The 24499-nt window shown below is 70.4% G+C and carries 21 protein-coding genes and 2 pseudogenes; 17 read left to right on the top strand and 6 right to left on the bottom strand.

Annotated features, from left to right (window positions below; genetic code table 11):
• Window positions 1–237 precede the first annotated feature (237 nt).
• From AOK08_RS21105 to AOK08_RS21075, 7 genes are all read left to right on the top strand, one after another.
• Complete coding sequence (locus AOK08_RS21105; RefSeq protein ID WP_055528299.1) at window positions 238–1083, top strand: TrmH family RNA methyltransferase; 846 nt, start codon at window positions 238–240, stop codon at window positions 1081–1083.
• Between the two features lie 54 nt (window positions 1084–1137).
• The gene (locus AOK08_RS21100) at window positions 1138–2481 is read left to right on the top strand and encodes a sensor histidine kinase (protein ID WP_241827031.1); all 1344 of its coding nucleotides are present in this window, start codon (window positions 1138–1140) and stop codon (window positions 2479–2481) included.
• Between the two features lie 145 nt (window positions 2482–2626).
• Complete coding sequence (gene pheS / locus AOK08_RS21095; protein ID WP_055528298.1) at window positions 2627–3754, top strand: phenylalanine--tRNA ligase subunit alpha; 1128 nt, start codon at window positions 2627–2629, stop codon at window positions 3752–3754.
• Window positions 3754–6258 carry a phenylalanine--tRNA ligase subunit beta gene (gene pheT, locus AOK08_RS21090; RefSeq protein WP_055528297.1) on the top strand — a complete coding sequence of 835 codons (2505 nt, stop codon included), beginning with the start codon at window positions 3754–3756 and terminating at the stop codon, window positions 6256–6258. Before pheS ends, pheT begins: the two co-directional genes overlap by 1 nt.
• Window positions 6259–6681: 423 nt before the next feature.
• Complete coding sequence (locus tag AOK08_RS21085) at window positions 6682–7695, top strand: PP2C family protein-serine/threonine phosphatase (RefSeq protein ID WP_055528313.1); 1014 nt, start codon at window positions 6682–6684, stop codon at window positions 7693–7695.
• Between the two features lie 388 nt (window positions 7696–8083).
• Window positions 8084–9436 carry an NsdA family TPR-like regulatory protein gene (locus AOK08_RS21080; RefSeq protein ID WP_055528296.1) on the top strand — a complete coding sequence of 451 codons (1353 nt, stop codon included), beginning with the start codon at window positions 8084–8086 and terminating at the stop codon, window positions 9434–9436.
• Window positions 9437–9565: 129 nt separating this feature from the next.
• Complete coding sequence (locus AOK08_RS21075) at window positions 9566–10105, top strand: NUDIX hydrolase (protein ID WP_055528290.1); 540 nt, start codon at window positions 9566–9568, stop codon at window positions 10103–10105.
• Between the two features lie 10 nt (window positions 10106–10115).
• Here the strand turns inward: AOK08_RS21075 and AOK08_RS21070 are convergent, their stop codons facing one another.
• Window positions 10116–10373, bottom strand: coding sequence for a hypothetical protein (locus AOK08_RS21070; protein WP_055528287.1), 258 nt, complete (start codon window positions 10371–10373; stop codon window positions 10116–10118).
• A 193-nt stretch (window positions 10374–10566) separates the two neighbouring features.
• Complete coding sequence (locus AOK08_RS21065; RefSeq protein WP_055528285.1) at window positions 10567–11460, bottom strand: 3-hydroxybutyryl-CoA dehydrogenase; 894 nt, start codon at window positions 11458–11460, stop codon at window positions 10567–10569.
• Window positions 11461–11681: 221 nt separating this feature from the next.
• Between AOK08_RS21065 and AOK08_RS21060 the strand changes: the two genes are divergently transcribed.
• On the top strand, window positions 11682–12989 hold the full coding sequence (locus tag AOK08_RS21060; protein ID WP_055528281.1) for a glycoside hydrolase family 10-like protein: 1308 nt from the start codon (window positions 11682–11684) through the stop codon (window positions 12987–12989).
• 76 nt (window positions 12990–13065) lie between these two features.
• Here the strand turns inward: AOK08_RS21060 and AOK08_RS21055 are convergent, their stop codons facing one another.
• Window positions 13066–13260, bottom strand: a complete 195-nt coding sequence (locus tag AOK08_RS21055) for a DUF1918 domain-containing protein (protein WP_055528278.1) — start codon at window positions 13258–13260, stop codon at window positions 13066–13068.
• Window positions 13261–13281: 21 nt separating this feature from the next.
• Window positions 13282–14391 carry a DMT family transporter gene (locus AOK08_RS21050; protein WP_055528276.1) on the bottom strand — a complete coding sequence of 370 codons (1110 nt, stop codon included), beginning with the start codon at window positions 14389–14391 and terminating at the stop codon, window positions 13282–13284.
• Between AOK08_RS21050 and AOK08_RS21045 the strand changes: the two genes are divergently transcribed.
• Window positions 14390–15820: an aminotransferase-like domain-containing protein gene (locus AOK08_RS21045; RefSeq protein ID WP_055528274.1), complete on the top strand. Its 1431-nt coding sequence runs from the start codon at window positions 14390–14392 to the stop codon at window positions 15818–15820. The two genes, AOK08_RS21050 and AOK08_RS21045, sit on opposite strands and share 2 nt — an antisense overlap.
• A 53-nt stretch (window positions 15821–15873) precedes the next feature.
• Here AOK08_RS21045 and AOK08_RS21040 read toward each other — a convergent pair whose 3' ends face one another.
• Complete coding sequence (locus tag AOK08_RS21040; RefSeq protein ID WP_055528270.1) at window positions 15874–16491, bottom strand: DUF6461 domain-containing protein; 618 nt, start codon at window positions 16489–16491, stop codon at window positions 15874–15876.
• 92 nt (window positions 16492–16583) lie between these two features.
• Between AOK08_RS21040 and AOK08_RS21035 the strand changes: the two genes are divergently transcribed.
• Both AOK08_RS21035 and AOK08_RS21030 read left to right on the top strand, forming a co-directional pair.
• Window positions 16584–17036, top strand: a complete 453-nt coding sequence (locus AOK08_RS21035; protein WP_055528266.1) for a GNAT family N-acetyltransferase — start codon at window positions 16584–16586, stop codon at window positions 17034–17036.
• A gap of 120 nt (window positions 17037–17156) precedes the next feature.
• Window positions 17157–17750: a histidine phosphatase family protein gene (locus AOK08_RS21030; RefSeq protein WP_055528262.1), complete on the top strand. Its 594-nt coding sequence runs from the start codon at window positions 17157–17159 to the stop codon at window positions 17748–17750.
• 223 nt (window positions 17751–17973) lie between these two features.
• On the opposite strand, the pseudogene AOK08_RS44795 reads toward AOK08_RS21030, so the two are convergent.
• Window positions 17974–18213, bottom strand: a pseudogene (locus AOK08_RS44795) (VOC family protein); the annotation flags it as partial.
• On the opposite strand from AOK08_RS44795, the pseudogene AOK08_RS21020 reads away from it, so the two are divergent.
• The 6 genes and pseudogenes from AOK08_RS21020 to AOK08_RS20995 form a co-directional block, all read left to right on the top strand.
• Window positions 18213–18728: pseudogene (locus AOK08_RS21020) on the top strand (barstar family protein); the annotation flags it as partial. The pseudogenes AOK08_RS44795 and AOK08_RS21020 overlap by 1 nt on opposite strands.
• A 133-nt stretch (window positions 18729–18861) precedes the next feature.
• The gene (locus AOK08_RS21015) at window positions 18862–19839 is read left to right on the top strand and encodes a hypothetical protein (protein ID WP_055528260.1); all 978 of its coding nucleotides are present in this window, start codon (window positions 18862–18864) and stop codon (window positions 19837–19839) included.
• A gap of 237 nt (window positions 19840–20076) precedes the next feature.
• On the top strand, window positions 20077–21105 hold the full coding sequence (gene argC, locus AOK08_RS21010) for an N-acetyl-gamma-glutamyl-phosphate reductase (protein WP_055528259.1): 1029 nt from the start codon (window positions 20077–20079) through the stop codon (window positions 21103–21105).
• A gap of 88 nt (window positions 21106–21193) precedes the next feature.
• Window positions 21194–22348, top strand: coding sequence for a bifunctional glutamate N-acetyltransferase/amino-acid acetyltransferase ArgJ (argJ, locus tag AOK08_RS21005; RefSeq protein ID WP_055528255.1), 1155 nt, complete (start codon window positions 21194–21196; stop codon window positions 22346–22348).
• The gene (argB, locus tag AOK08_RS21000) at window positions 22345–23268 is read left to right on the top strand and encodes an acetylglutamate kinase (protein ID WP_055528248.1); all 924 of its coding nucleotides are present in this window, start codon (window positions 22345–22347) and stop codon (window positions 23266–23268) included. The genes argJ and argB overlap by 4 nt, the downstream gene beginning before the upstream one ends.
• Window positions 23265–24494, top strand: a complete 1230-nt coding sequence (locus tag AOK08_RS20995; RefSeq protein WP_055528245.1) for an acetylornithine transaminase — start codon at window positions 23265–23267, stop codon at window positions 24492–24494. The genes argB and AOK08_RS20995 overlap by 4 nt, the downstream gene beginning before the upstream one ends.
• The last annotated feature ends 5 nt before the right edge of the window (window positions 24495–24499 follow it).

The following is a 24499-nucleotide window of genomic DNA, read 5'->3' as shown; positions in this document are numbered from 1 at the left end:
CCCGGGCCCACAGGTGCTTGTCGCCTGTGGGCCCGGGTGTTTTTGGGTGCGTTGTCGGGTGCGGGTCCGTGGGGCTTCTCGCGCAGTTCCCCGCGCCCCTAAAAGATGAAAAGCACGGGGCGCAGCCCCTGCTTTTTAGGGGCGCGGGGAACTGCGCGACCAGCCCCCACCGGACCCGCACCCGACAACGCAACGCACCCGACTGACGACACCGACCTCCCCCCGAAAGGTGACCCCATGTCCGCCGCCCCCGAGCTGATCTCACCGCGCTCCGCCCGCGTCGTCGCCGCGCGGCGGCTCGCTCGGCGGAACTTCCGGGGGAAGGACCGGCTGTTCCTGGCCGAAGGGCCGCAGGCCGTGCGGGAGGCGGCCGGGCACGCGGACACGCTGGTCGAGCTGTTCGCGACGGTCGACGCGGTGGAGCGGTACGCCGACATCGTCGGGGAGGCGCGTACCGCCGGCGCCCGTGTGCACCTCGCCGACGAGAGCGTCATCGCCGATATTTCGACCACCGTCACCCCGCAGGGCCTCGTCGGGATCTGCCGGTTCCTCGACACCCCGTTCGAGGACATCCTCAAGGCGCGGCCCAGGCTCGTCGCCGTCCTCGCCAACGTACGCGACCCCGGCAACGCCGGCACCGTGCTGCGGTGCGCGGACGCCGCCGGCGCCGAGGCCGTCGTCCTTACCGACGCCTCCGTCGACCTGTACAACCCCAAGGCCGTGCGGGCCTCCGTGGGCTCCCTGTTCCATCTGCCCGTGGCCGTCGGTGTCCCCGTCGAAGAGGCGGTGGCCGGGCTCAGGGAGGCCGGCGTACGGATTCTGGCCGCCGACGGGGCCGGCCCGGACGACCTCGACGACGAGCTGGACAAGGGGACCATGGGCGGGCCCACTGCCTGGGTGTTCGGCAACGAGGCCTGGGGGCTTCCGGAGGAGACGCGCGCGCTGACCGACGCCGTCGTGCGCGTCCCGATCCACGGAAAGGCGGAGAGCCTGAACCTGGCGACCGCCGCCGCCGTATGTCTCTACGCGTCCGCCCGTGCACAGCGCGCCTCCGGAGGGTGCCGCTCCGTCACCGACAGCTAGTAGGGTGACGGGCTCGGGGGCCCACTGCGCCAGTCCGAGAGGTGGGGTTCGGGGATGACTGTCGGCACGAGCGGAACACTGGGGGCACGGGAATCGCGGAGCGAACCCGCCCCCCGGCACGGTGACCCCGCCGCGCCCGGAGCCGGAGCCGAAACAGCACGCGGTGCCGGGCTCGGAGCCGGATCTGGACTCGGCGCGGGAACCGACGTCGGAGCCGGACCTGGACTCGGTGCCGGACACGGACACGGACACGGGCTCGGAGCCGGGCCTGGACTCGGCGCCGGAACCGAAGTCGGACCCGCAACCGAAGGCGGACCCGGACCCGGAACCGGCCTGGGCATCGACGCCGACGACCTGCCTGACGGACTCGTCATCGCCGACGAGTACGGGCGGGTGATCTGCTTCAACGCCGCCGCCCAGCGCATCACCACCGTCCCCGCCGCCGACGCCCTCGGCCTGCCGCTCCACCGGGCCCTGCCGCTGGAGGACCTGGAAGGGCGCCGCTGGTGGCAGCTCACCGATCCCTACGGCGGGCTCGCGATCAGGAACGGCCAGCCCGAGCGGAACCTGCTGCTGCCCGGCGGACGCGAGGTGCTCGTCTCGGCGCGCTACCTCCGTACGCACCCCACCGGACCGGTCCGCCGGGTCGTCGTCTCCCTGCGTGACACCGAGGCCCGCCGCCGCACCGAACGCAGCCACGCCGAACTGATCGCCATCGTCGCCCACGAACTGCGCTCGCCGCTCACCTCCGTCAAGGGCTTCACCGCGACCCTGCTCGCGAAGTGGGAGCGCTTCACCGACGACCAGAAGAAACTGATGCTGGAGACCGTCGACGCCGACGCCAACCGCGTCACCCGGCTCATCGCCGAACTCCTCGACATCTCACGCATCGACTCCGGACGGCTCGAACTGCGCCGCCAGCCCGTCGACATGGGCGCCGCCGTCGGACGGCACATCCAGGCGTACGTGGCGGCCGGCCAGCCCGCCGACCGGTTCCTGCTCCGGATGGAGCAGCCGCTGCCCGCGCTGTGGGCGGACCCCGACAAGGTCGACCAGGTGCTCAGCAACCTGCTGGAAAACGCGGTGCGCCACGGCGAGGGAACTGTCACCATCGAGATCACGGCCGCGCTGTCCCCGCGTGAGGGGGACGCCGACCAGAACACGGCAACGTCGGTCACGGTGAGCGACGAGGGGCCCGGCATCCCGGAGGAGTCCATGAACCGCGTCTTCACCCGCTTCTGGCGGGGCAGCAAGCGCGGCGGCACCGGCCTCGGGCTGTACATCGTCAAGGGCATCGTCGAAGCCCACGGCGGTTCCATCACGGTCGGCCGCGCCCCCGGCGGCGGCGCCGAGTTCCGATTTACGCTGCCCGTGAGCACCCCGGCGTACCTGCTGTAACGCCGACGAGGCCCCACGGGCGCGTTCGAACACCTCACCCCCGTTAGAATCGGCCTTTGGCACCTTTGCGTCCCTCTCTGTGGACCATTCGTCTCCGAGCCGTAGACGGGGACCATCCGCCAGCCAACCGGAAGCACGGGAAGAGATGTCGGCACCGAACAAGTCGTACGACCCTGTAGAGGTCGAGGCCCTGAAACCGGAAGCGGTCGAGCGCATGCGGGACGAGGCGCTCGCCGCCTTCGCCGCCGCGGACTCCCTCGACGCCCTCCAGGAGGCAAAGGTCGCCCACACCGGCGGCACCTCGCCGCTGGCCCTCGCCAACCGCGAGATCGGCGCGCTGCCCCCACAGGCCAAGGCCGCCGCGGGCAAGCTCGTCGGCCAGGCCAGGGGCGCCGTGAGCAAGGCGCTCGCCACCCGCCAGACCGAACTGGAGGCGGACCGGGACGCACGCGTACTGGTCGAGGAGGCGGTGGACGTCACACTGCCGTACGACCGCGTGCAGTCCGGCGCCCGCCACCCGCTGACCACGTTCATGGAGCGCGTCGCGGACGTCTTCGTCTCCATGGGGTACGAGGTCGCCGAGGGCCCCGAGGTCGAGGCGGAGTGGTTCAACTTCGACGCCCTGAACTTCACCCCGGACCACCCGGCCCGGCAGATGCAGGACACCTTCTTCGTCGAGGGACCGAAGGGGACGGTCGGCGACGAGTCCGGTGTCGTGCTCCGTACGCACACCTCGCCCGTACAGGCCCGCTCGATGCTCGACCGCGAACCGCCGGTCTACATCGTGTGCCCCGGCCGCGTGTACCGCACGGACGAGCTGGACGCCACGCACACCCCCGTCTTCCACCAGATCGAGCTCCTCGCCATCGACGAGGGCCTGACCATGGCCGACCTCAAGGGCACCATGGACCACATGGTCCAGTCGCTCTTCGGCTCGGACATGAAGACGCGGCTGCGGCCCAACTACTTCCCCTTCACCGAGCCGTCCGCCGAGATGGACATGCTCTGTTACGTCTGCAAGGGCACGTCCGTCGGCAACCCGGACCGCCCCTGCCGGACCTGCTCCAGCGAGGGCTGGATCGAGCTGGGCGGCTGCGGCATGGTCAACCCGCGCGTGCTCGTCGCGTGCGGTGTCGACCCCGAGAAGTACAGCGGATTCGCCTTCGGGTTCGGCATCGAGCGGATGCTGATGTTCCGCCACAACGTCGAAGACATGCGAGACATGGTCGAGGGTGACGTCCGGTTCACCCGGCCGTTCGGGATGGAGATCTGATGCGGGTCCCGCTTTCTTGGCTGCGGGAGTACGTCGACCTGCCGGCGACTCAGACCGGCCGGGACGTCCAGGAGAAGCTGATCACGGTCGGCCTCGAGGTCGAGACCGTCGAGCAGGTCGGCGCCGGCCTCAAGGGCCCCCTGGTCGTCGGCCAGGTGCTGACCATCGAGGAGCTGGAGGGCTTCAAGAAGCCGATCCGCTTCTGCACGGTCGACGTCGGCACCGCCAACGGCACCGGTGAGCCCCAGGAGATCGTCTGCGGCGCCCGCAACTTCGCCGTCGGCGACAAGGTCGTCGTGGTCCTCCCGGGCGCCGTCCTGCCCGGCGACTTCGCGATCGCCGCGCGCAAGACGTACGGCCACACCTCGCACGGCATGATCTGCTCCGGCGACGAGCTGGGCATGGGCGACGACGGCAGCGGCGGCATCATCGTCCTGCCGCCGGAGCACGAGGTCGGCACCGACGCCATCGAGCTGCTCCAGCTCGTCGACGAGGTCCTCGACATCGCCGTCACCCCCGACCGCGGGTACGCCTTGTCCCTGCGCGGCATCGCCCGTGAGACGGCCATCGCCTACGGTCTGCCGCTGCGCGACCCGGCGCTGCTCGACGTACCGGCCCCGAACGCGTACGGCTACCCGGTCGAGGTTTCCGACCCGTTCGCCTGCGACCGCTTCACCGCCCGTACGGTGACCGGGCTCGACCCCGACGCGCAGTCCCCGATCTGGCTCAGGCGCCGCCTCCAGAAGGCGGGCATGCGCCCGGTCTCGCTCGCCGTCGACGTCACCAACTACGTGATGCTGGAGCTGGGCCAGCCCCTGCACGCGTACGACCGTTCCCGTGTCCAGGGCACCATCGGTGTGCGCCGGGCCGAGCCGGGCGAGAAGCTCACCACCCTCGACGGCGTCACGCGCAAACTGGACCCCGAGGACCTGCTCATCGTCGACGACCGGGGCGCCATCGGCCTCGCGGGCGTCATGGGCGGCGCCAACACCGAGATCGACGACACCGAGGGCACCACCACCGAGGTCGTCATCGAGGCCGCCCACTTCGACGCGATCACCATCGCGCGCACGGCCCGCCGCCACAAGCTGTCCTCCGAGGCGTCCAAGCGCTTCGAACGCGGCGTCGACCCGCAGGCCGCCTCGGCCGCCGCCCAGCGCACGGTCGACCTCCTGGTCCTCCTCGCCGGCGGCACCGCCGACGCGGGCGTCACCGAGGTCATCTCGCCGTCCGCGCCGCGCACGATCTCCATCCCGGCCAACCACCCGGACAAGGTCGCGGGCGTCGAGTACGGCCGCGAGACCGTCGTACGCCGTCTCCAGCAGGTCGGCTGCGATGTGTACGGGCAGGACGAGCTGATCGTCACCGTCCCGTCCTGGCGCCCCGACCTGACGGACCCCAACGACCTCGCCGAAGAGGTCATCCGCCTGGAGGGCTACGAGAACCTGCCCTCCACCCTGCCCAAGCCCCCGGCGGGCCGCGGCCTCACCGACCGGCAGCGCCTGCACCGCCGCGTCGGCCGCGCACTCGCCGGAGCGGGTTACGTCGAGGCGCTGAACTACCCGTTCATCGGCGAGCACGTCTTCGACCAGCTCGGCCTGGCCGCCGACGACCCGAAGCGCAAGGTCGTCAAGCTGGCCAACCCGCTCTCCGACGAGGAGCCCGCACTCCGTACGACGCTGCTGCCGGGCCTGCTCGGCGCGCTGCGCCGCAACGACGGGCGGGGCAGCCACGACCTGGCCCTGTTCGAGACGGGCCTGGTCTTCCACCCGCAGGACGAGCTGCTCGTCGCCGGGCGTCTGCCGGTCGACCGCCGTCCCACCGACGAGGAGATCGCGTCCCTCACGGCCGCGCTCCCCGTCCAGCCCCGGCACGCCGCCGTCGTCCTCGCGGGCGCCCGCGAGCAGGCCGGCTGGTGGGGCAAGGGCCACCCGGCCGACTGGGCCGACGCGATCGAGGCGGCACGGAGCCTGGCGCGGGAGGCGGGCACCGAACTCGTCGTCCGCGCGGGGCAGTACGGGCCGTGGCACCCCGGCCGCTGCGCCGAACTGGTCGTCGTGCTCGACGGTACGGAGACGGTCGTCGGGTACGCCGGTGAGCTGCACCCGCGTGTCCTGAAGGCCCTGCACCTGCCCGCGCGCACCTGTGCGATGGAGCTGAACCTGGACGCGCTGGAGGCGGCGAGTTCGGGTGTGCCCAAGGGGCCGAAGATCTCCACGTTCCCGGTCGCCACGCAGGACGTCGCTCTCGTCGTCGCGCGCGAGGTTCCGCACGCGGATGTCGAGGCGGCGCTGCGTGAAGGGGCGGGGGAGCTGCTGGAGTCCCTCCGGCTGTTCGACGTGTACGAGAGCGGGGAGCAGTTGGGGGAGGGGCGGAAGTCGCTCGCCTACGCGCTGCGGTTCCGGGCGGCGGATCGGACGCTGACCGTTGATGAGGCTTCCGCTGCGCGCGATGCGGCTGTTGCTCTCGCGGGGGAGCGGACGGGCGCGGTGCTGCGGAGCTAGGTTCGTTGCCGGGTTTTCGGCTGCGGCGCCGTCGTGGCTGATCGCGCAGTTCCCCGCGCCCCTGGGGGGTGGGGGCTGCGCCCCACACCCCCCATACCTCCATCCCGTCACCTCACTCATTTGAGTGAGAAATTCGGGCGATCTGGTCCCTTCGGGGCATGTGGTCGACAGAATCGGACCGGTCTTTCGGGGCCGGTCCGATTCGCGTTGTCAGGGCCTGACTGGGGGGCCATCGGCATGATCCGTATCAAGGCTCGGGTTTCCTGTGGGACTCGGCTCCGGTCGGGGCGGTTGCGGGCCGCGTTCGTGGGGCGGGGGTGCCGGTTCCGGATCGGGGGAGACGGCTCGCGGTGCCGGCGTCGGCTGCCCGAACGGCGGGCCGTCCGGCGGGTCGAGCGGCAGCCATCGCGGCGCGTGCTCTCGATCGCGCTGCCCACGGTGTGGGGTGCCACGGCGATCGCGTACAAGCTGGCCTGCCCCCTCGCCCAGCAGAGCGGGCTGGGGGCGCGGATCCTCACCAGTGCCGTCTTCTTCGTCGTCGGGACCGGACTCGTACTCCATGTCCGCCAGGTGTTCCTGCGCGAACTGAGACTGGCCCGGCAGGTCGCCGGGGCGGCGCAGAGCGTACTGCTGCGTCCGCTGCCGCACAGCGTCGACGGGCTGCGGGTCGCCGCCGCCCAACTCTCCGCCGACCGGGGCGCGGTGGTCGGCGGGGACCTGTACGACGTCATCGCCACCGAGTACGGCGTACGGGTCGTGATGGGCGATGTGCGCGGACACGGCATCGGTGCCATCGGAACCGTCGCCGCCGTGCTCGGCAGCTTCCGCGAGGCCGTCCATGATGAAGCCGAACTCGGCAGCGTACTGCGGCGGTTGGAGCGCGCGTTGGTGCGGCATCTGGGCGAGCGGGCGCGCGCCGACCACCCGTCGGCCGGGTCCGCGCTGACGCCGGCCGCCGACAGTCCGGTCGCCGAGGAGTTCGTCACCGTACTGCTCCTGGAGATCCGCGGGGACGGCGAGCTGCGCGCCTTCAACTGCGGCCATCCGTCGCCGTATCTGCTCAGCGGAGGCCGGGCCGACGTACTCACGGCCGGTGAATCCATGCCCCCGCTGGGCCCGTTCCCCCTGCCGGCCGAGCTGTCCGCCGCGCACTGCGGCCAACTCCTGCCCGGCGAGGCCCTGTTGCTCCACACGGACGGTGTCGAGGACGCCCGTGACGGTCACGGCCGGTTCTTTCCGCTGCCGGCGGTCCTGGCCGAGGCGGTCCGCACCCAGCCGGTCTCACCGCAGGCGGTCCTCCAGGCCGTCTTCTCCCGCCTGCTGAGGCACGCGGGCGGCTCCCCGGCGGACGACGTGGCGGTACTTGTCCTCCGGAACGACCGCCATCACGTCCCGAGGCAGCAACAGGAACCTCCGGTAGTCCACCAAGTCACGTGAGCCGCAGTCTTTTTAGGGGCGCGGGGCTCCGTCCATGTGCGGCTCCGCCGCGCGGGCGCGACCAGCCACAGCGGACCCGCAGCCGAAACTCGACCGTACCGATCCCTTTGAGGGGCGCGGGGAACTGCGCGACAAGCCACAACGCACCCGCAGCCGACACTCGACCCGCACCGATCCCGCTGAAGCGACGGAGCCAGGCCGCCGTCTGTTCGAGGGGGGGAGCCGACGGCCCGGCGGGCCTCTTGCGAGGCATTTCAGTCAACCTTCCGGAGACTCTCCGCGACAGCGTGCGCACGCTGCGAATTCACGTACTTCGATCACACCCCGTGTGAAGGCGGACACACTACGCTGACGTACACGGCAGGCACCGAGAGCCACCGGAGCGTACATGCAGCCCAACACCCTGCTCGACGCGATCCTCGACGAGGCGGGCATCTCGCACGCGGGACTCGCCGCCCATGTCAACCAGGCGGGCCGGACCCGGGGCCTGGCCCTGAGGTACGAACACACCGCTGTGGCGCGGTGGTTGAAGGGGCAGCGCCCGCGCGGCCAGGTGCCCGACCTGATCTGCGAGGTGCTCGCCTCCCGGCTGCACCGCCCGGTCACACTGGACGACATCGGCCTCGGGGTGCAGGGCAGCGACACCGCCGGCCCACTCGGCTCGGCCGGTACCTCGCTGTCCGGGTTCGTCGAGCGGGCGACCGCGCTGTGGCGCTCCGACGAACAGCAGCGCCCGCACATCCTCGGCGCCCCCGCCGTCACCGGAACGCCCGCCGTGATGCCGGTGTGGGAGTGGGAGAACCCGCCCGAGGACGTCGATGTCTCACGTGGCGGCAGGCACCGGGTCAGCATGTCGGACATCGACATGCTCCGCTCGGCCCGCGCCCACTACGAGCAGATGTACCGCAAGGCCGGCGGCGTCGCGACCCGCTCCCGGATCGTCGGCTTCCTGAACGCCGAGACGGCGCCCCTGCTGCGCGGCAGCTACACCGACGCCACCGGCCGCCAACTGCACCGGGCCACCGGCGGGTTGGTGGCGATCGCCGGCATCTGCGCGTACGACTCCGACGCCCATGGGCTCGCCCAGCGGTACTTCCACCAGGCGCTGCGGCTGGCGAAGGCCAGCGGGGACCAGGGCCTTGGGGCGTACGTCATCGGGCTGCTGGTCAACCAGGCGCTGTTCATGCGGGAGTTCCGGCAGGCCGTCGCCTTCGCGGAGGCCGCGCTGCGGGCCGCGGGCAGGCACATCACACCGGCGCTCGCCTCCGACCTCTTCGCGATGCAGGCCAAGGCGTACGCGCATCTGGGCGACGGCAGCAGCGCGCTGTCCTGCATCCGGCGGGCCGAGCAGGCCGCCGAACGCATCCGGCGCGGTTACGAGCCCGACGAGACCGGCTATGTCCAGCCGGGGCTGGTCAACGTCCAGGTGGCGGAGGCGCTGCTGAGCCTCGGTGATCTGGCGGCGGCGGGGGAGCACGCGACGGCCGCGGTGGACACCCCGGCGCACGACCGGGGCAGGGTGCACCGGCTCGCCATGCTCAGCCAGATCGAGCTGCGCCGGGGCGACGCCGACAAGGCCGTGGCGACCGCGGTGCAGATGGCCGAGCAGGCACGCGGAATGGAGTCCCAGCGGCTGCGCGACCGACTCCGGGCGGTGCGCGAGCACCTGGTGCGCAACGGCTGTTCGGGCACGGCCGAGGCGGCCGAACTGATCGACGGGGCACTGCGCGTACCGCTGTAGACGTCCGTCGTGAGGCGCCTTTGACGCGCGGCATTTCGGGTAACCGCGCACGAGTGGAATTCTGTGCGCCTGCTGTCAGCACGTTCCTGCTGCCATATTGCCATCTACTCGGCGGAAGGTGGCAGAACCGTGCAGTGGACGAAACAGAACGAACAAACTGTGTATGAAAACCGCTGGTTCAGCGTCAATCTCGCGGATGTCGAGCTGCCCGACGGGCGGCACCTCGACCACTTCCTCATACGGCTGCGGCCCGTCGCCGTGGCCACGGTGGTGAACGAGGCCAACGAGGTGCTCCTGCTCTGGCGGCACCGGTTCATCACGGACAGTTGGGGATGGGAACTCGCGGCCGGGGTCGTGGAGGACGGCGAGGACATCGTCGTCGCCGCGGCCAGAGAACTGGAGGAGGAGACGGGCTGGCGACCGGGACCGCTGCGGCACCTGATGAGCGTCGAGCCGTCCAACGGGCTCACCGACGCCCGGCACCACATCTACTGGGCCGAGGAGGGCGAGTACATCGGCCACCCCGTGGACGACTTCGAGTCGGACCGCCGGGAGTGGGTCCCCCTCAAACTCGTCCCCGACATGGTCGCCCGCGGAGAGGTCCCGGCCGCCAACATGGCAGCCGCGCTACTGCTGTTGCACCATCTCAGGCTCGGCCACGACTCCTAGGGCGCCGATCTCATCGCCCCAGGGCCTGCCAGAGTGTCACAGCGAGTGCCCCGAGGGCGGTGAGGGACGCCACGGCGGGCAGGGGCCATCGGCCGTGTTCGAGGTGGACGACACGAGTGCTCAGATCGTCGAGTTCCTTGTCCGTCTCCTTCGTGCGATGGCTGAGCAGGGCCAGCCCTCCCTCGACGCGCGCGTACGCGACATCGAGGCGGCGGCGTAACTCCGCGAGTTCTCCATGGGCCACGGGATGCTCGGGATCGGCGGTCACGTGTCCGCTCCTTTCCGTAGTCGTCACATCCCTTGCGTGTACATGGAGAGTCAACCCGCCTGGTGGGCGCGCGGGGAGAGTGTGCGCGGGGCATATGCGTGTCCGGTGCGCACACGGTGTGTGAATGCCATGGGCCCGGCACTCGGAGGAGTGCCGGGCCCATGGCATGGCGAGATGTGACGCCGGGTGAGATCTACGCGTACGTGTAGAAGCCCGACCCCGACTTCCGGCCCAGCCGGCCCGCGTCGACCATGCGCTGGAGCAGCGGGGGAGCGGCGTACAGCGGCTCCCGGTACTCCTCGTACATGCTGAACGCGATCGAGGCGACCGTGTCCAGGCCGATCAGGTCGGACAGCTTCAGCGGGCCCATCGGGTGGGCACAGCCCAGCTCCATGCCGTTGTCGATGTCCTCGCGACTGGCCATGCCCGACTCGAACATCCGGATCGCGGAGAGCAGATACGGGATCAGCAGGGCGTTCACCACGAAGCCCGAGCGGTCCTGGGCGCGGATCGCGTGCTTGCCGAGGGCCTTCTCGGCGAACCGCTGCGCACGGGCGAGGCTGGCCTCGGAGGTGGTGAGCGCCGGGATCAGCTCGACGAGCTTCTGCACCGGGGCCGGGTTGAAGAAGTGGATGCCCACGACCTGGTCGGGCCGGGAGGTGGCGACGGCCAGCCGTACCAGGGGGATCGAGGAGGTGTTCGAGGCGAGAATCGTGTCCGGGCCGGTCACATGGTCGAGCACCTGGAAGATCTCGGTCTTCACCTGCTCGTTCTCGACGACGGCCTCGATCACCAGGTCGCGGTCGGCGAACTCACCGAGGTCGGTGGTGAAGCTGAGCCGAGCCAGCGCCTCGTCCCGCTCCTCCTCGGTGATCTTGCCGCGTTCGGCGGCCTTGGAAAGGGAGTTGACCAGCCGGGTACGGCCGAACTCCAGTGCTTCGCCGGTGGTCTCGGCGACCTTCACGTCCAGCCCGGAGCGGGCGCACACCTCGGCGATGCCCGCTCCCATCTGGCCGCAGCCCACAACTCCGACGCGCGAGATCTCTCCCGCTGGGCTGTCCGTCACATCGTCCCTTTCGCTGTTCATCTCCGGTGGCCTTTCGGCCTTCGCGGGCCCCGCCGTTGTCCGGGATCTTCCGTCCGTCCGGGGTCCGCGCCAAACCCGCACGTTACCTGCGGGAGCCATTGACCAATTGTCGGGGCCTCACATGGGAGTGTGACCCGGGACCGGTGAGGACGGTCTGTGACTTGTCCGACACAGCGCACAGCGGAGGTACGGGAATGAGTGGGAAGACGCGGCACGCGCGCATGTCACGGCGGGCGTTCGCGGTGACCGCCCTGTCGACGCTCATTGCCGGCGCGGCGACGGCGGGAGCCGCACCGGCCGGCGCGGAACCGAGCGGAGCCGACGGCCGGGACGAGGGCTACGGCAAGGGCGGGGGCAACGGCGGGAGCGAGGCCAACGGTGGGAGCAAGGGCATGCGGGCGACGGGTGAACTGCGGGGCATGTGGCTGGCGACGGTCTCCAACCGGGACTGGCCGTCAAAGACGGGGCTGACAGCCGCCCAGCAGCGCGCCGAGCTGATCACCCACCTCGACACGGCGGTGAGCCGCCACCTCAACGCGGTGTTCCTCCAGGTCCGCCCGACCGCCGACGCCCTGTGGTCCTCGCCGTACGAGCCCTGGTCGCAGGTCCTCACCGGAACCCAGGGCAAGGACCCCGGCTGGGACCCGCTGGGCACGGCGGTCCAGGAGGCGCACGCCCGCGGTCTCGAACTGCACGCCTGGTTCAACCCGTACCGCATCGCCAACAACACCGACCCCGGCAAGCTGATCGCCTCCCACCCGGCGCGCAGGAACCCGGACTGGGTGGTGCCGTACGGCGGCAAGCTGTACTACAACCCCGGTCTGCCGGAGGTCCGCGCCTTCGTCCAGGACGCGATGCTCGACGCGGTGCGCAAGTACGACATCGACGGCGTCCACTGGGACGACTACTTCTATCCGTACCCGGTCGCCGGCCAGACCTTCGACGACGACGCCGCGTACGAGGAGTACGGCGGGGACTTCCCCGGCCGGGCCTCCTGGCGGCGCGACAACATCGACAAGCTGGTCCAGGAGATGGCCGCCCGCATCAAGGCCGTACGCCCCGGCGCCGACTTCGGGATCAGCCCCTTCGGCGTCTGGCGCAACGCGTCGACCGACCCGCTCGGCTCGGACACGCGCGGTGGTGTGGAGACGTACGACGACCTGTACGCGGACACCAGGAAATGGGTGCGGCAGAACTGGATCGACTACATCTGCCCTCAGATCTACTGGAACATCGGCTTCGCCGCGGCCGACTACGCCAAGCTTCTGCCCTGGTGGGCGGGGGTCGCGAAGGGCACGGGCACGAAGCTTTACGTCGGTGAGGCGCTGTACAAGGCGGGCGACCCGGCGCAGCCAGCGGCCTGGCAGGACCCGGCCGAGCTGTCCCGCCATCTGACCTTCGCCCAGGGCTACCCCGAGGCGAAGGGGCACGTCTTCTTCGCTGCCAAGGAAGTGGGCGCCGACCGGATCGGCGCCATGGCGCGGGTGGTCGCCGACCACTATCAGCAGCCGGCGATGCCACCGCGCTGACGAAGTTCGACCCACTGAGGTCTCGGTGCGCCGACGACCGGCGCACCGACGTCAGCGCATCCCGAACGGTTGTTCTCTAGCGGTCCTCGCCCTTGTGGCGGACCTGGCAGTCGGGGCCGGGGGACATCACTGCCTCGTGCCCGTCCGGGAAACGGACGCGGTACGGGGGAGTGCCCTCCTCGCCCAGGACCTCGACGACTTCCGTGACCTGGTCGTGCTGACCGACCACCCTGCCGTGCTGGACAAGCTGGTCGCCCACGGTTGCGCGCATCTGAGGGTCTCCTCTCGGCGTTCAGCCTCGGGCCCGCTGGGTGACGGCGATGCAGACCAGCACGGCCGCCGCTGTCAGCGGAGCGGCCGGCGTCAACTGCTCGCCCAGCAGCAGGACCGACCACACCAGTGTGAGCAGGGGCTGAGCCAACTGCAACTGGCTGGCCTTCGGGATGCCGATCGCGGCCATGCCCCGGTACCAGACGACCAGACCGAGGAACTGCGACCCCGCCGCCACCCACAGCAGCCCGATCACGCTGTGCGCGCTGAGGTGTACGGGCTCGTACGACAGCGCCAGCGCGGCGGCGGGCGCCGTGAGCGGCAGGCACAGCACCAGCGCCCAGCCGATGACCTGCCAGCCCGGCATGACCCGGGCCAGCCGGCCACCCTCGGTGTAACCGGCCGCGCAGACCAGCAGGGCACCGAAAAGGTAGGCGTCGGCGCTGGTCAGGGCGCCGCCGCTCTGCTGGACGGTGAACGCGAGGACGGCCGCCGCGCCCGCCAGGGCCGCCGCCCAGAAGGTGCGCGAGGGGCGGGTGCCCATACGCAGCGCCGAGAGGAGGGCCGTCGTCAGCGGCAGCAGGCCGACCACGACGGCGGCGTGCGCGGTGGTCGACGTCCGGAGGGCGAGCGTGGTGAGAAGCGGAAAGCCGACGACGACTCCGGCGGCGACGACCAGGAGCCCTGCCCGGTGGCGGCGGTCGGGCAGCGGCACGCGAAGCGCCAGCAGACAGCCGCCCGCGATGACAGCCGCCAGGACGGACCGCACGGCCACCAGCGACCACGGACCGAAGCCCTCCAGGCCCCAGGCGGTGGCGGGGAACGTGAGCGAGAAGGCGGTGACACCGAGGGCGGCCTGAAGAGTCCCGGCGCGGCGGACGGAGGCCTTGCCGGGGAGCGGCTCGGCGCTGCGGGCCGAGGAGTTCCGGGAGAGCGGGCCGGCGTTGTCGGCCGGGGACTTCTCGGAGTGAGGGCTGCCGGTGCTGCGGGCCGTGGACTTCCCGGGAAGAGGGCCGGTGCTGCTGCGGGCCGTGGACTTCCCGGGGAGTGGGGTGGTGCGGGCGCCCGGGGTCTCCGGGTGGCCGCTGACCGCTATCGGAGTCGGTGCGGTAGCGCTATCGTGTGCTCTCATGCAAGAGCGTAGCAGTGTAGGTGAACTGGCGAACAGGCTGCGATCGGAGCTGAACCGCTACTCTCCAGGTGGAAAGCTCCCGTCGAGCCGGGAACTCGTCGAGCGCTTCCGGGTGAGCCCGGTGACCGTCTCCAGGGCGCTCGCGCAACTGGCCGCCGAGGGCCTGGTCGTGACCCGGCCGGGAGCCGGCGCGTACCGGGCGCAGGCCCGCCCCGCGTCCGCCCCCGCCGGGGACACCTCCTGGCAGGAGGTCGCCCTGAGCGCGGACGGCGCCGCCGACCTCGTACCGCGCACGGTGGACGCGGCCGGTGTCGTCGTCTCGCTGGCCGCGCCGCCGCCCGGGGTGATCGAGTTCAGCGGCGGTTATCTGCACCCCTCCCTCCAGCCCGAGCGGGCGATGGCGGCGGCCCTGTCCCGTGCCGGACGCCGTCCCGGCGCGTGGGGCCGGCCGCCCCTGGACGGGCTGCCGGAGCTGCGCGAGTGGTTCGCGCGGGGCATCGGCGGCGCTGTCACGGCGGCAGAGGTACTGATCACGGCGGGCGGCCAGGCGGCCCTGACGACAGCCCTGCGCGCCCTCGCCCCGCCCGGCGCCCCGGTGCTGGTCGAGTCGCCCACCTATCCCGGCATGCTGGCGATCGCCCGCGCGGCCGGCCTGCGCCCGGTGCCGGTCCCGGTGGACGCGGACGGGGTACGCCCGGAGCTGCTGGCCGACGCGTTCCGGGCGACCGGTGCCCGGGTGTTCGTCTGCCAGCCCCTGTTCCAGAACCCGACCGGGGCAGTGCTCGCGCCGCGGCGGCGCGCGGAGGTGCTGCGGATCGCCCGTGAGGCCGGTGCCTTCGTGATCGAGGACGACTTCGTACGGCGGCTGGTGCACGAGGACGCGGCTCCGCTGCCGCGTCCGCTGGCGGCGGAGGATCCCGACGGCGTGGTCGTCCACGTCGGCTCGCTCACCAAGGCGACCTCGCCGAGCTTCCGGGTGAGCGCGCTCGCGGCCCGGGGCCCGGTACTGGAACGGCTCCGCGCCATCCAGATCGTCGACACCTTCTTCGTCCCGCGTCCCTTGCAGGAAGCGGCACTCGAACTCGTGGGGTCACCGGCCTGGCCGCGTCATCTGCGGTCGGTGTCAACGGAGTTGAGGGTGCGCCGGGACGCCATGACATCGGCGCTGCTGAGCACCCTCCCGGAACTGTCGCTGCCCCACATCCCGTCGGGCGGCTACCACCTCTGGCTGCGCCTTCCCGACGGCACGGACGACACGGCCTTTGTCGCCGCCGCCCTGCGCGCGGGCGTCGCGATCACTCCCGGCCGCCCCTACTTCAGCGCCGAACCCCCGGCCGCGCACGTCAGGTTGAGCTTCGCGGCGGTGGCTGGGACGGGGGAGGTTGGGGAGGGCGTACGAAGGCTGCGCACGGCCCTGGACGCTATCTGAGCCTGAGCCTGAGTTTGAGTCTGAGTCTGAGTCTGAGTGTCTGAGCGTCTGAGTCAAGGCAGGGATATCAGGCCGCAGGTGAAGTCCAGGGACTCGAACAGCTCGGGGGTGAGGTGCACACCTGTGAGGCGATGGGCGAGAGCGAAGGCGGCCTCCGTGTGCCCGTCGAAGTCTCTGTCCTTGTCGTCCTCGGTGAGGTCGAAGCCCGATTCCCGCATCTCGGTGAGGAGTTCGTCGGGGTGGCTGCCGTTCCGGAGGCTCGGGAACAGCGGCTCGAAGCGCAGCCGCAGGTCCCCGTCCTCGAACCAGTAGAAGTAGTCCACCGCGTTGACGTTGCGGAAGTGGGAGACCACGGTGCGCCCTCGGGACACGGGACCCATGGCGGCCTCCCTGATACCCACATAGCCGTTGTACTCCACCATCAGTGACCAGTCCCCAACGGCTGCGACACCGACGAACATCAGGTCGCCCCTGTACCCTTCCCCTGCCCCGCACGACGGCTCGAACAGCGCCTCCACGCCAGTCACCCGCAGTACGGACTCGGCGCCCAGCTCATGAAGCAGCCCGTCGGGACTGATTCCCTTGACGAGCGTGACGCAGTAGGCCTGCATCAGCCCTTCGTACTGCTCTTCGAGCCAGGTGTAGTCGGCGGCGGTCGTCGTTCCAGTCATGGGCGCAGCATGGCAGCCACCACTGACAACGCGGCTGTCCGAAGGGCGAAAACGGCTCGACAACGCCCGGCCCGGCCTGTGACCCTGCCGCCATGAGCGACCACGCCCACGACCACACCCCCGCCCTTCCCGAGGGCTACGAGATCTCCGCCGACCCCACCCGCATCGACGTCGAACGAGTCCACCGGTGGCTGTCGACCGACGCCTACTGGGCGTTGGACCGGCCCCGGGAGAAGTTCGACGAGGTGATCCCGAACTCGCTCAACTTCGGGGTGTACGAAGCGGCTTCGGGGGAGCAGGTGGCGTATGCCCGGGTGGTGACCGACCGGGGCCTCTTCGCGTGGCTGTGCGATGTGTACGTGGATCCGTCGGTGCGGGGCGCGGGCATCGGTACGGCGATGGTGCGCGCGGTGCGCGATCACCTCGCGCTGCTCGGCGTGCGCCGCGTCCTGCTGGCCACGCACGACGCGCACGGCGTCTACGAGAGGATCGGCTTCAGCCCGCTCGAGAAGCCGGAAAACTGGATGGCGCTGCACTTCGCGTGAAACCGGCACGCAACTGCCGTAAAGCAGGTATGGCGATCGGGGTGACGGTCGGCGCATACTCTCGATAACTCCTGAGTAACACCCCTTGACCTGCGTTCCTTCCCGGCCCACCATCGCCGCATGCAACTTCGGGTCACGTTCGTTTCCGCCGCGCGCAGCTCTCCACTGCTCGCCGAGCGCTTCGACGACGACCGGCCGCTTGACCAGGCCGGCTGGGAGGAGGTGCAGCGCGCCGCGCACGATCTGGTGCCGCTGGCGGCGGCCGAGCTGCGCTACTGCTCGCCGACTCCACGCAGCCGGGCCACCGGGGACGCGCTCGGCTACGGTCCCCTCGTCCAGCCGGCCCTGCGGGACTGCGACATGGGCCGCTGGCGCGGCCTCACCCTCGGCGAGGCGATGGCCCGGGAGCCCGAGTCGGTGGACGCCTGGCTGGCCGACCCGCGCGCGACGCCCCACGGCGGCGAGTCACTGCTGGACTTCATCCGGCGGGTAGGCGGCTGGCTGGACACGCGCCCCGCCGACGACAACGGCCGGATCGTCGCGGTGGCCGAACCGTCGGTGATCCGGGCGGCCCTTGTCTACGCGCTGAAGGCTCCGCCCTCGACCTACTGGAACCTCGACGTCCGCCCGCTGTCCACTACCGTCGTCACGGGCCGTACGGGCCGCTGGAACCTTCGCTTCGATGGTGCGTTCCCTCAGTCGGCTCGGGCGTAGTCGGCGGGCGTGCTCAGCGGGCCGATTCAGTGGGCGTATTCACTGCCGAGGTGAGGTCTTCGGCGGGCCCCGTCACCCACCGCGTCGTGGGCCGGCGGTCCGCATCCAGGACCGCCGCCGGAGTGCGGTGGACTGAACGTCGTGGTGCCGGTGAAGACGCCCTCGGCCGTCTCGTCCGCGCTCGCGAGATCCCACAGCGTCCGCTCGCCCCGCCAGTTCCGCGTCAGGACCGGGCGAGGACACAGAACTCGTGGCCTTCCGGATCGGCCAGGCATGTCCACGGGACGTCGCCCTGGCCGACGTCGAGGTCGGTGGCGCCGAGAGCTCGCAGCCGGGCCACCTCCGCGGCCTTGTCGTCACCGGGGTCCGGCACCAGGTCGATATGGACACGGTCCGGCACGGTCTTCCCGCCCGGCTTGCGGAGAAACTCGATATACGGGCCGACACCCCTGGCGTCGCGCATACATGGGCCCGCCCGAGGAGTACCGGGCTCCGGTCCGACTGCACGACGGGTACCGGTGGCTTGGCTCCTTCCAGGAGTTCACCCGCGTTCTGCCGCCCGAGCAAGCGGAGCCGCCACTCGTTCTGCGGGGGTTCGCCCCGGGTGATCGGCTGCGGCGTGCATTGGCGACGGGCGGCCGACGCGCCCTGGATCTGGAGGAGGCCTGCCTGGAGATAAGGGACGACCGGGGTGAGCCGCTCACCGACAGGCTGTTGTGGCCCAGAATCCGCACCCGGCAACCGTGCGAGGCCGTCAACGGGCCGGGCGGCTACTTCGGCGGTTGCCTGGACGCCCTCGCGGACTGTCTGGGCGGCACCTTCGGCTGCACCGGTCCCGCAACCCTGCTGTGGCGCGACGCCGCGATCGCGCGCGAGCACCTGTCCCGAGTCCTGGCGCCGGAGGGCGAGCGGTACGACCTGGTCGCCCTGGTGCGCGAGGTTCTGGCCGAGGGCGGGATGCACGTGACTGTCACGTGAGTCGGCGTGCGCTGTGCCGTCGCAGCAGTGCCTCCGACTGCTCCGCCTCCGACTGCTCCGCCGCCGGCTTCGTCCTCTCGCGGAACCACTTGGAGAATGGGTCGTGACTGCGGCACAGAACGGGATCTGATCGATGGAACGCATGACCAACTCGCACCTGCCCGATGTGGATCGAGCGCTGATCGTCTTTGACGCCGACCAGCTTGAACTGGTCGGCTTCCCTGACGGGGGTGTGTTCAGGATGCTGCACTCGACGGCCAATCTGTACGGGCACACCCTCGCGGTGCCGCAGACGGTGGCGATGGAGCACCTCGCACACCATCGCTTCGAGGTCCAGCAGTCGACAGGGCGTTCACCGGAAGAAGCCGCGCAGCGCCGACATGACGCTCTCCACACACTCCTCACGATCCTGCCGACGCCCGAAGGTGCCGCGGAGGAGGCCCTGGACCGAGTGGCCTGCGGCCGTCTCCCCGACCGAACCGTGTCGGCCGATGGAGACGATGGCAAGCTCAAGGACCATGCCGTCCGGGACACCGTTGTCTGGCTGACCCTGCTCGACGCCTTCGAGGCCCGCAACCAGATGCTCTGGTTCCTCTCCGGCGACCGGCACTTCGCCGCGCGCTCCGCGTTTCACCCTGATCTGCGTGCCGAAGCGGCACAGCGTCTGGGCACGGAGAGAAGCAGTTTCCTGGGGCTGATGACGGACGGCATTCCCACGCTGTTGAAGCGATGGGGTACTCGACTGAAGCTGAGCGCTGAGGAACTGAACCTTGTGGTGCGGTCGGATTCGGTTGCTCAGCAGGTGCGGACCGTGATCACGGGGCCTGTGCGGCCTTTTCCCCCGGACCGCGTGGTGCCCAGCGCGAGCCTCCTGGCCTTTGACGGCTGGCGCGGCAGACCTCTGGCCTACCAGGTTCACGACAGGCTGTGGGTGCCGTGCCGAATTCGCTGGAGCACCGACGGGGAGGAACGCGCGCGGTTCGGCTCCTCGTTCATCGTGACGCGGGTGCTGCTTGAGGTCAGCGTCGAGCCGATGCTCGTACGGGCTGTGACGGTCCTGGACGTCAGCGCCGTCGAAGCACCCACTGCGAGAGGGTGGTATGAGGCCTGATCCTCGATTCCTTGTTCAGCCGGCCCCCGGCCCAGGTCTCAGGATCGTCAACGGAAACGAAGGCGTCTTCGGCGGCCCGAGACCCCACTAAACGATCATTCAAGCGCATCGGCCGAACGAAGCGCTCAGGTGAAACCGCCCCGCCCCCTCATACCGCCCCGTCCCCGCATACCGATCCACCAGATTGCATAAACGTACATCGAAACGTATAGTCATGCCATCAAGGAGGAGGTTTCCATGGCGGTACGTGTGGCGGTGGCCGGAGCGAGTGGGTACGCGGGCGGGGAACTGCTGCGTCTGCTGCTCGTCCACCCCGAGGTGGAGATCGGCGCTCTGACCGCCAACTCCAACGCCGGGCAGCGGCTCGGCGGCCTGCAGCCGCATCTGCTGCCGCTGGCCGGTCGCGTGCTCCAGGAAACCACGCCCGAGGTGCTCGCCGGGCACGATGTGGTCTTTCTCGCGTTGCCGCACGGGCAGTCCGCCGCCGTCGCCGAGCAGCTCGGGCCGGATGTCCTCGTCGTTGACATGGGTGCCGACTTCCGGCTGCGGGACGCGGCCGACTGGGAGAAGTTCTACGGTTCCGCGCACGCCGGGACCTGGCCCTACGGCCTCCCCGAACTGCCGGGTGCCCGCGCCGCGCTGGAGGGGTCCAAGCGTGTCGCGGTGCCCGGTTGCTATCCGACCGCCGTTTCGCTTGCCCTCTTCCCGGCATACGCCGCCGGGCTCGCCGAGGCCGAAGCCGTGATCGTCGCCGCCTCCGGGACCTCCGGCGCCGGCAAGGCGGCCAAGACACACCTGCTGGGCAGCGAGGTCATGGGATCCATGTCGCCGTACGGGGTCGGCGGCGGGCATCGGCACACGCCCGAGATCGTTCAGAATCTCAGCCGCGCCTCGGGCGCGCCCGTCGGCGTCTCCTTCACGCCCACTCTCGCCCCCATGTCCCGCGGCATCCTCGCCACCTGCACCGCCGCCGCCAAGCCCGGCGTCACCGCCGAGTCCGTGCGCGCCGCCTACGAGAAGGCGTTCGCCGACGAACCGTTCGTGCACCTCCTCCCGGAGGGACAGTGGCCCGCCACCGCGTCCGTCTACGGTTCCAACGCCGTTCAGGTGCAGGTCGCGTACGACGAGTCCGTGCGCCGCATCATCGCGATCAGCGCCATCGACAACCTGACCAAGGGCACCGCGGGCGGTGCCGTCCAGAGCATGAACATCGCCCTTGGGCTCGACGAGACCACGGGGCTTTCCACGATCGGAGTCGCACCGTGAGCGACGCACGTGCAGCCACCGGGCTGCACACAACGACGAGACCCGCACTTCTGCGCTGCACGGGCGGAGAAGCGAACGAGGAGACGCAGTGAGTGTCACGGCAGCACAGGGGTTCACCGCGGCGGGCATCGCCGCCGGGATCAAGGAGAACGGCAATCCCGACCTGGCCCTCGTGGTCAACAACGGGCCCCGCCTCGCCGCCGCCGGCGTCTTCACCTCCAACCGCGTCAAGGCCGCACCGGTGCTGTGGTCCGAGCAGGTACTGAAGGGGGGTCTCGTCTCGGCCGTTGTGCTCAACTCCGGTGGTGCCAACGCCTGTACGGGGCCCAAAGGGTTCCAGGACACCCACGCCACCGCCGAGAAGGTCGCCGAGACCCTTGGTCTGAACGCTGGTGAGGTCGCCGTCGCTTCCACCGGGCTCATCGGGCTCCTTCTGCCGATGGACAAGCTGCTCGCGGGAGTCGAGACCGCCGCCGGTCAACTCTCCGAGCACGGTGGGGAGAAGGCGGCCATCGCCATCAAGACCACCGACTCCGTCCACAAGACGGCCGTCGTCAGCAGCAAGGACGGCTGGACCGTGGGCGGCATGGCCAAGGGCGCGGGCATGCTCGCCCCCGGTCTCGCCACCATGCTCGTCGTTCTTACTACGGACGCCGACGTCGACAGTGAGCAGTTGGACAGCGCGCTTCGCGCCGCCACCCGTACCACCTTCGACCGTGTCGACTCCGACGGCTGTATGTCCACCAATGACACCGTGCTGCTGCTTGCCTCCGGGGTTTCTCAAGTCGTCCCGGAGCAGGGTGAGTTCGCCGAGGCCGTGCGGGCCGTCTGTGACGATCTCGGGCAGCAGTTGATCCGGGACGCCGAAGGTGCCAGCAAGGACATCAAGGTCGAGGTCGTCAACGCCGCCAGCGAGGACGACGCCGTCGAGGTGGGCCGCTCCATCGCGCGCAACAACCTCCTCAAGTGCGCCATCCACGGCGAGGACCCCAACTGGGGCCGTGTCCTCTCCGCCATCGGCACCACCGCCGCCGCCTTCGAGCCCGACCGGCTCAACGTCGCCATCAACGGCGTCTGGGTCTGCAAGAACGGCGGCGTCGGCGAGGACCGCGACAAGGTCGACATGCGCTACCGGGAGGTCCACATCGTCGCCGACCTCGCCGCCGGCACCGAGACCGCCACCATCTGGACCAACGACCTCACCGCGGACTACGTCCACGAGAACAGCGCGTACTCGTCATGAGCACCACTCGTAAGCACACCGCCCTGCCCAAGGCCAGGATCCTCATCGAAGCGCTGCCGTGGCTGACCCGCCACAACGGCAAGGTCGTCGTCATCAAGTTCGGCGGAAACGCCATGGTGAACGAGGAGTTGAAGAGCGCCTTCGCCCAGGACGTCGTCTTCCTGCGCCAGGCAGGCCTCAAGCCCGTCGTCGTGCACGGCGGCGGTCCGCAGATCAGCGCCGCCCTCGACAGGCACGGCATCGTGAGTGAGTTCAAGGCCGGTCTCCGGGTCACCACCGAGGACGCCATGGACGTCGTACGCATGGTGCTGGCCGGGCAGGTCCAGCGGGAGCTGGTCGGGCTGCTCAACCAACACGGGCCGCTCGCCGTCGGGTTGACCGGCGAGGACGCGCACACCATCACCGCCGTCAAGCACCAGCCCGAGATCGACGGGGAGTTGATCGACATCGGGCGGGTGGGCGAGATCACCGCGATCGACACGGGCGCGATCGAGGCACTGCTCGCCGACGGCCGTATCCCGGTCGTCTCGTCGATCGCCCGTAGCCAGGACGACGGACATGTCTACAACGTCAATGCTGATACGGCGGCTGCGGCACTCGCTGCCGCACTGGGCGCCGAAACCCTCATGGTTCTCACGGACGTCGAGGGTCTCTACGAGGACTGGCCCAACTCCGACGAGGTGATCAGCCGCCTCACCGCTTCCCAACTGGAGAAGCTGCTCCCGGAGTTGAGCTCCGGCATGGTCCCGAAGATGGAGGGCTGCCTGCACGCCGTGCGCAACGGCGTCACCACCGCCCGCGTCATCGACGGCCGCGTCCAGCACTCGATCCTGCTGGAGATCTTCACGGACGAAGGCATCGGCACGATGGTCGTGCCCGATGCGGAAGAAGCAGAGGAAGAAGAGGGGGAGGCCGAATGAACGCCGGCCAGGAGCAGAACGCCAGTCAGAGCGCCGGTCAGGGCGGCAATCAGGAACTGACCGCTCGCTGGCAGGGCGCCCTCATGAACAACTACGGCACTCCGCGACTGCCCCTCGTCCGTGGCGCCGGCAGCACCGTGTGGGACGCCGACGGCAAGGCGTACGTCGACTTCGTGGGCGGCATCGCCGTGAACGCGCTCGGCCACGCCCACCCGGCGATCGTCGAGGCCGTCTCCACCCAGATCGCCTCCCTCGGCCATGTCTCCAACCTCTTCGTCGCCGAACCGCCCGTCGCGCTCGCCGAACGGCTCCTCCAGCGCTTCGGCCGGGACGGCAAGGTCTTCTTCTGCAACTCGGGCGCCGAGGCCAACGAGGGCGCCTTCAAGATCGGCCGGCTGACCGGGCGCACGCACATGGTGTCCACCGAGGGCGGTTTCCACGGGCGGACCATGGGCGCCCTCTCACTCACCGGTCAGCCCGGAAAGCGGGAGCCCTTCGTGCCGCTGCCCGGTGACGTCACGTACGTCCCGTACGGCGACGCGCAGGCGCTGGCCGCCGCCGTCACCGACGAGACCGCCCTCGTCATCATCGAGCCGGTCCAGGGCGAGAACGGTGTCGTGGTCCCGCCCGCCGGTTATCTCAAGGCCGCGCGGGCCATCACCGCCGCCACCGGCGCCCTGCTCGTCCTCGACGAGGTGCAGACCGGCATCGGCCGCTGCGGGCACTGGTTCGAGTACCAGGCCCACGAGGGCGTCCTGCCCGACGTCGTCACCCTCGCCAAGGGCCTCGGCGGCGGACTGCCCCTCGGCGCGACCGTCGCCTTCGGCCGTGCCGCCGACCTGTTCCAGCCCGGCCAGCACGGTACGACGTTCGGCGGCAACCCGGTCGCCTGCGCCGCCGGAATCGCCGTACTCGACACCATCGAGAACGACGGGTTGCTGGAGAACGTCAAGCGGCAGAGCGAGAGGTTGCGGGACGGAATCGAGGGTGCGGGCCACCGGTTGATCGATTATGTCCGGGGCGCGGGACTTCTCCTGGGTATCGTGCTCAACGAGCCCCTCGCGCCCCAGGTGCAGCAGGCGGCTCAGGACGCCGGGTTCCTGGTGAACGCGCCCGCTCCCGATGTCGTACGGCTGATGCCGCCGCTGAACATCGGTGACGCCGAAGTGGACGCGTTCCTCCAGGCGCTTCCCGGAGTTCTCGACGTGGTTGACGGGCAGGACTAGCCGGG

The sequence above is a fragment of the Streptomyces graminilatus genome (genome assembly GCF_001418565.1).
Taxonomy (GTDB): domain Bacteria; phylum Actinomycetota; class Actinomycetes; order Streptomycetales; family Streptomycetaceae; genus Streptomyces; species Streptomyces graminilatus.
The sequence above is the reverse complement of the archived record's forward strand: the minus strand, read 5'-3'. Positions and strand labels throughout refer to the sequence as shown.

Coding starts and splice junctions, on each gene's coding strand:
- argC (WP_055528259.1), top strand. CDS start 20,077: ATGGCGGTACGTGTGGCGGTGGCCGGAGCGAGTGGGTACGCGGGCGGG.
- AOK08_RS21055 (WP_055528278.1), bottom strand. CDS start 13,260: ATGCGCGCAACCGTGGGCGACCAGCTTGTCCAGCACGGCAGGGTGGTC.
- AOK08_RS21065 (WP_055528285.1), bottom strand. CDS start 11,460: ATGAACAGCGAAAGGGACGATGTGACGGACAGCCCAGCGGGAGAGATC.
- AOK08_RS21045 (WP_055528274.1), top strand. CDS start 14,390: ATGCAAGAGCGTAGCAGTGTAGGTGAACTGGCGAACAGGCTGCGATCG.
- AOK08_RS21060 (WP_055528281.1), top strand. CDS start 11,682: ATGTCACGGCGGGCGTTCGCGGTGACCGCCCTGTCGACGCTCATTGCC.
- AOK08_RS21040 (WP_055528270.1), bottom strand. CDS start 16,491: ATGACTGGAACGACGACCGCCGCCGACTACACCTGGCTCGAAGAGCAG.
- AOK08_RS21050 (WP_055528276.1), bottom strand. CDS start 14,391: ATGAGAGCACACGATAGCGCTACCGCACCGACTCCGATAGCGGTCAGC.
- AOK08_RS20995 (WP_055528245.1), top strand. CDS start 23,265: ATGAACGCCGGCCAGGAGCAGAACGCCAGTCAGAGCGCCGGTCAGGGC.
- argB (WP_055528248.1), top strand. CDS start 22,345: ATGAGCACCACTCGTAAGCACACCGCCCTGCCCAAGGCCAGGATCCTC.
- AOK08_RS21035 (WP_055528266.1), top strand. CDS start 16,584: ATGAGCGACCACGCCCACGACCACACCCCCGCCCTTCCCGAGGGCTAC.
- AOK08_RS21105 (WP_055528299.1), top strand. CDS start 238: ATGTCCGCCGCCCCCGAGCTGATCTCACCGCGCTCCGCCCGCGTCGTC.
- AOK08_RS21015 (WP_055528260.1), top strand. CDS start 18,862: ATGGAACGCATGACCAACTCGCACCTGCCCGATGTGGATCGAGCGCTG.
- pheS (WP_055528298.1), top strand. CDS start 2,627: ATGTCGGCACCGAACAAGTCGTACGACCCTGTAGAGGTCGAGGCCCTG.
- AOK08_RS21100 (WP_241827031.1), top strand. CDS start 1,138: ATGACTGTCGGCACGAGCGGAACACTGGGGGCACGGGAATCGCGGAGC.
- pheT (WP_055528297.1), top strand. CDS start 3,754: ATGCGGGTCCCGCTTTCTTGGCTGCGGGAGTACGTCGACCTGCCGGCG.
- AOK08_RS21080 (WP_055528296.1), top strand. CDS start 8,084: ATGCAGCCCAACACCCTGCTCGACGCGATCCTCGACGAGGCGGGCATC.
- AOK08_RS21030 (WP_055528262.1), top strand. CDS start 17,157: ATGCAACTTCGGGTCACGTTCGTTTCCGCCGCGCGCAGCTCTCCACTG.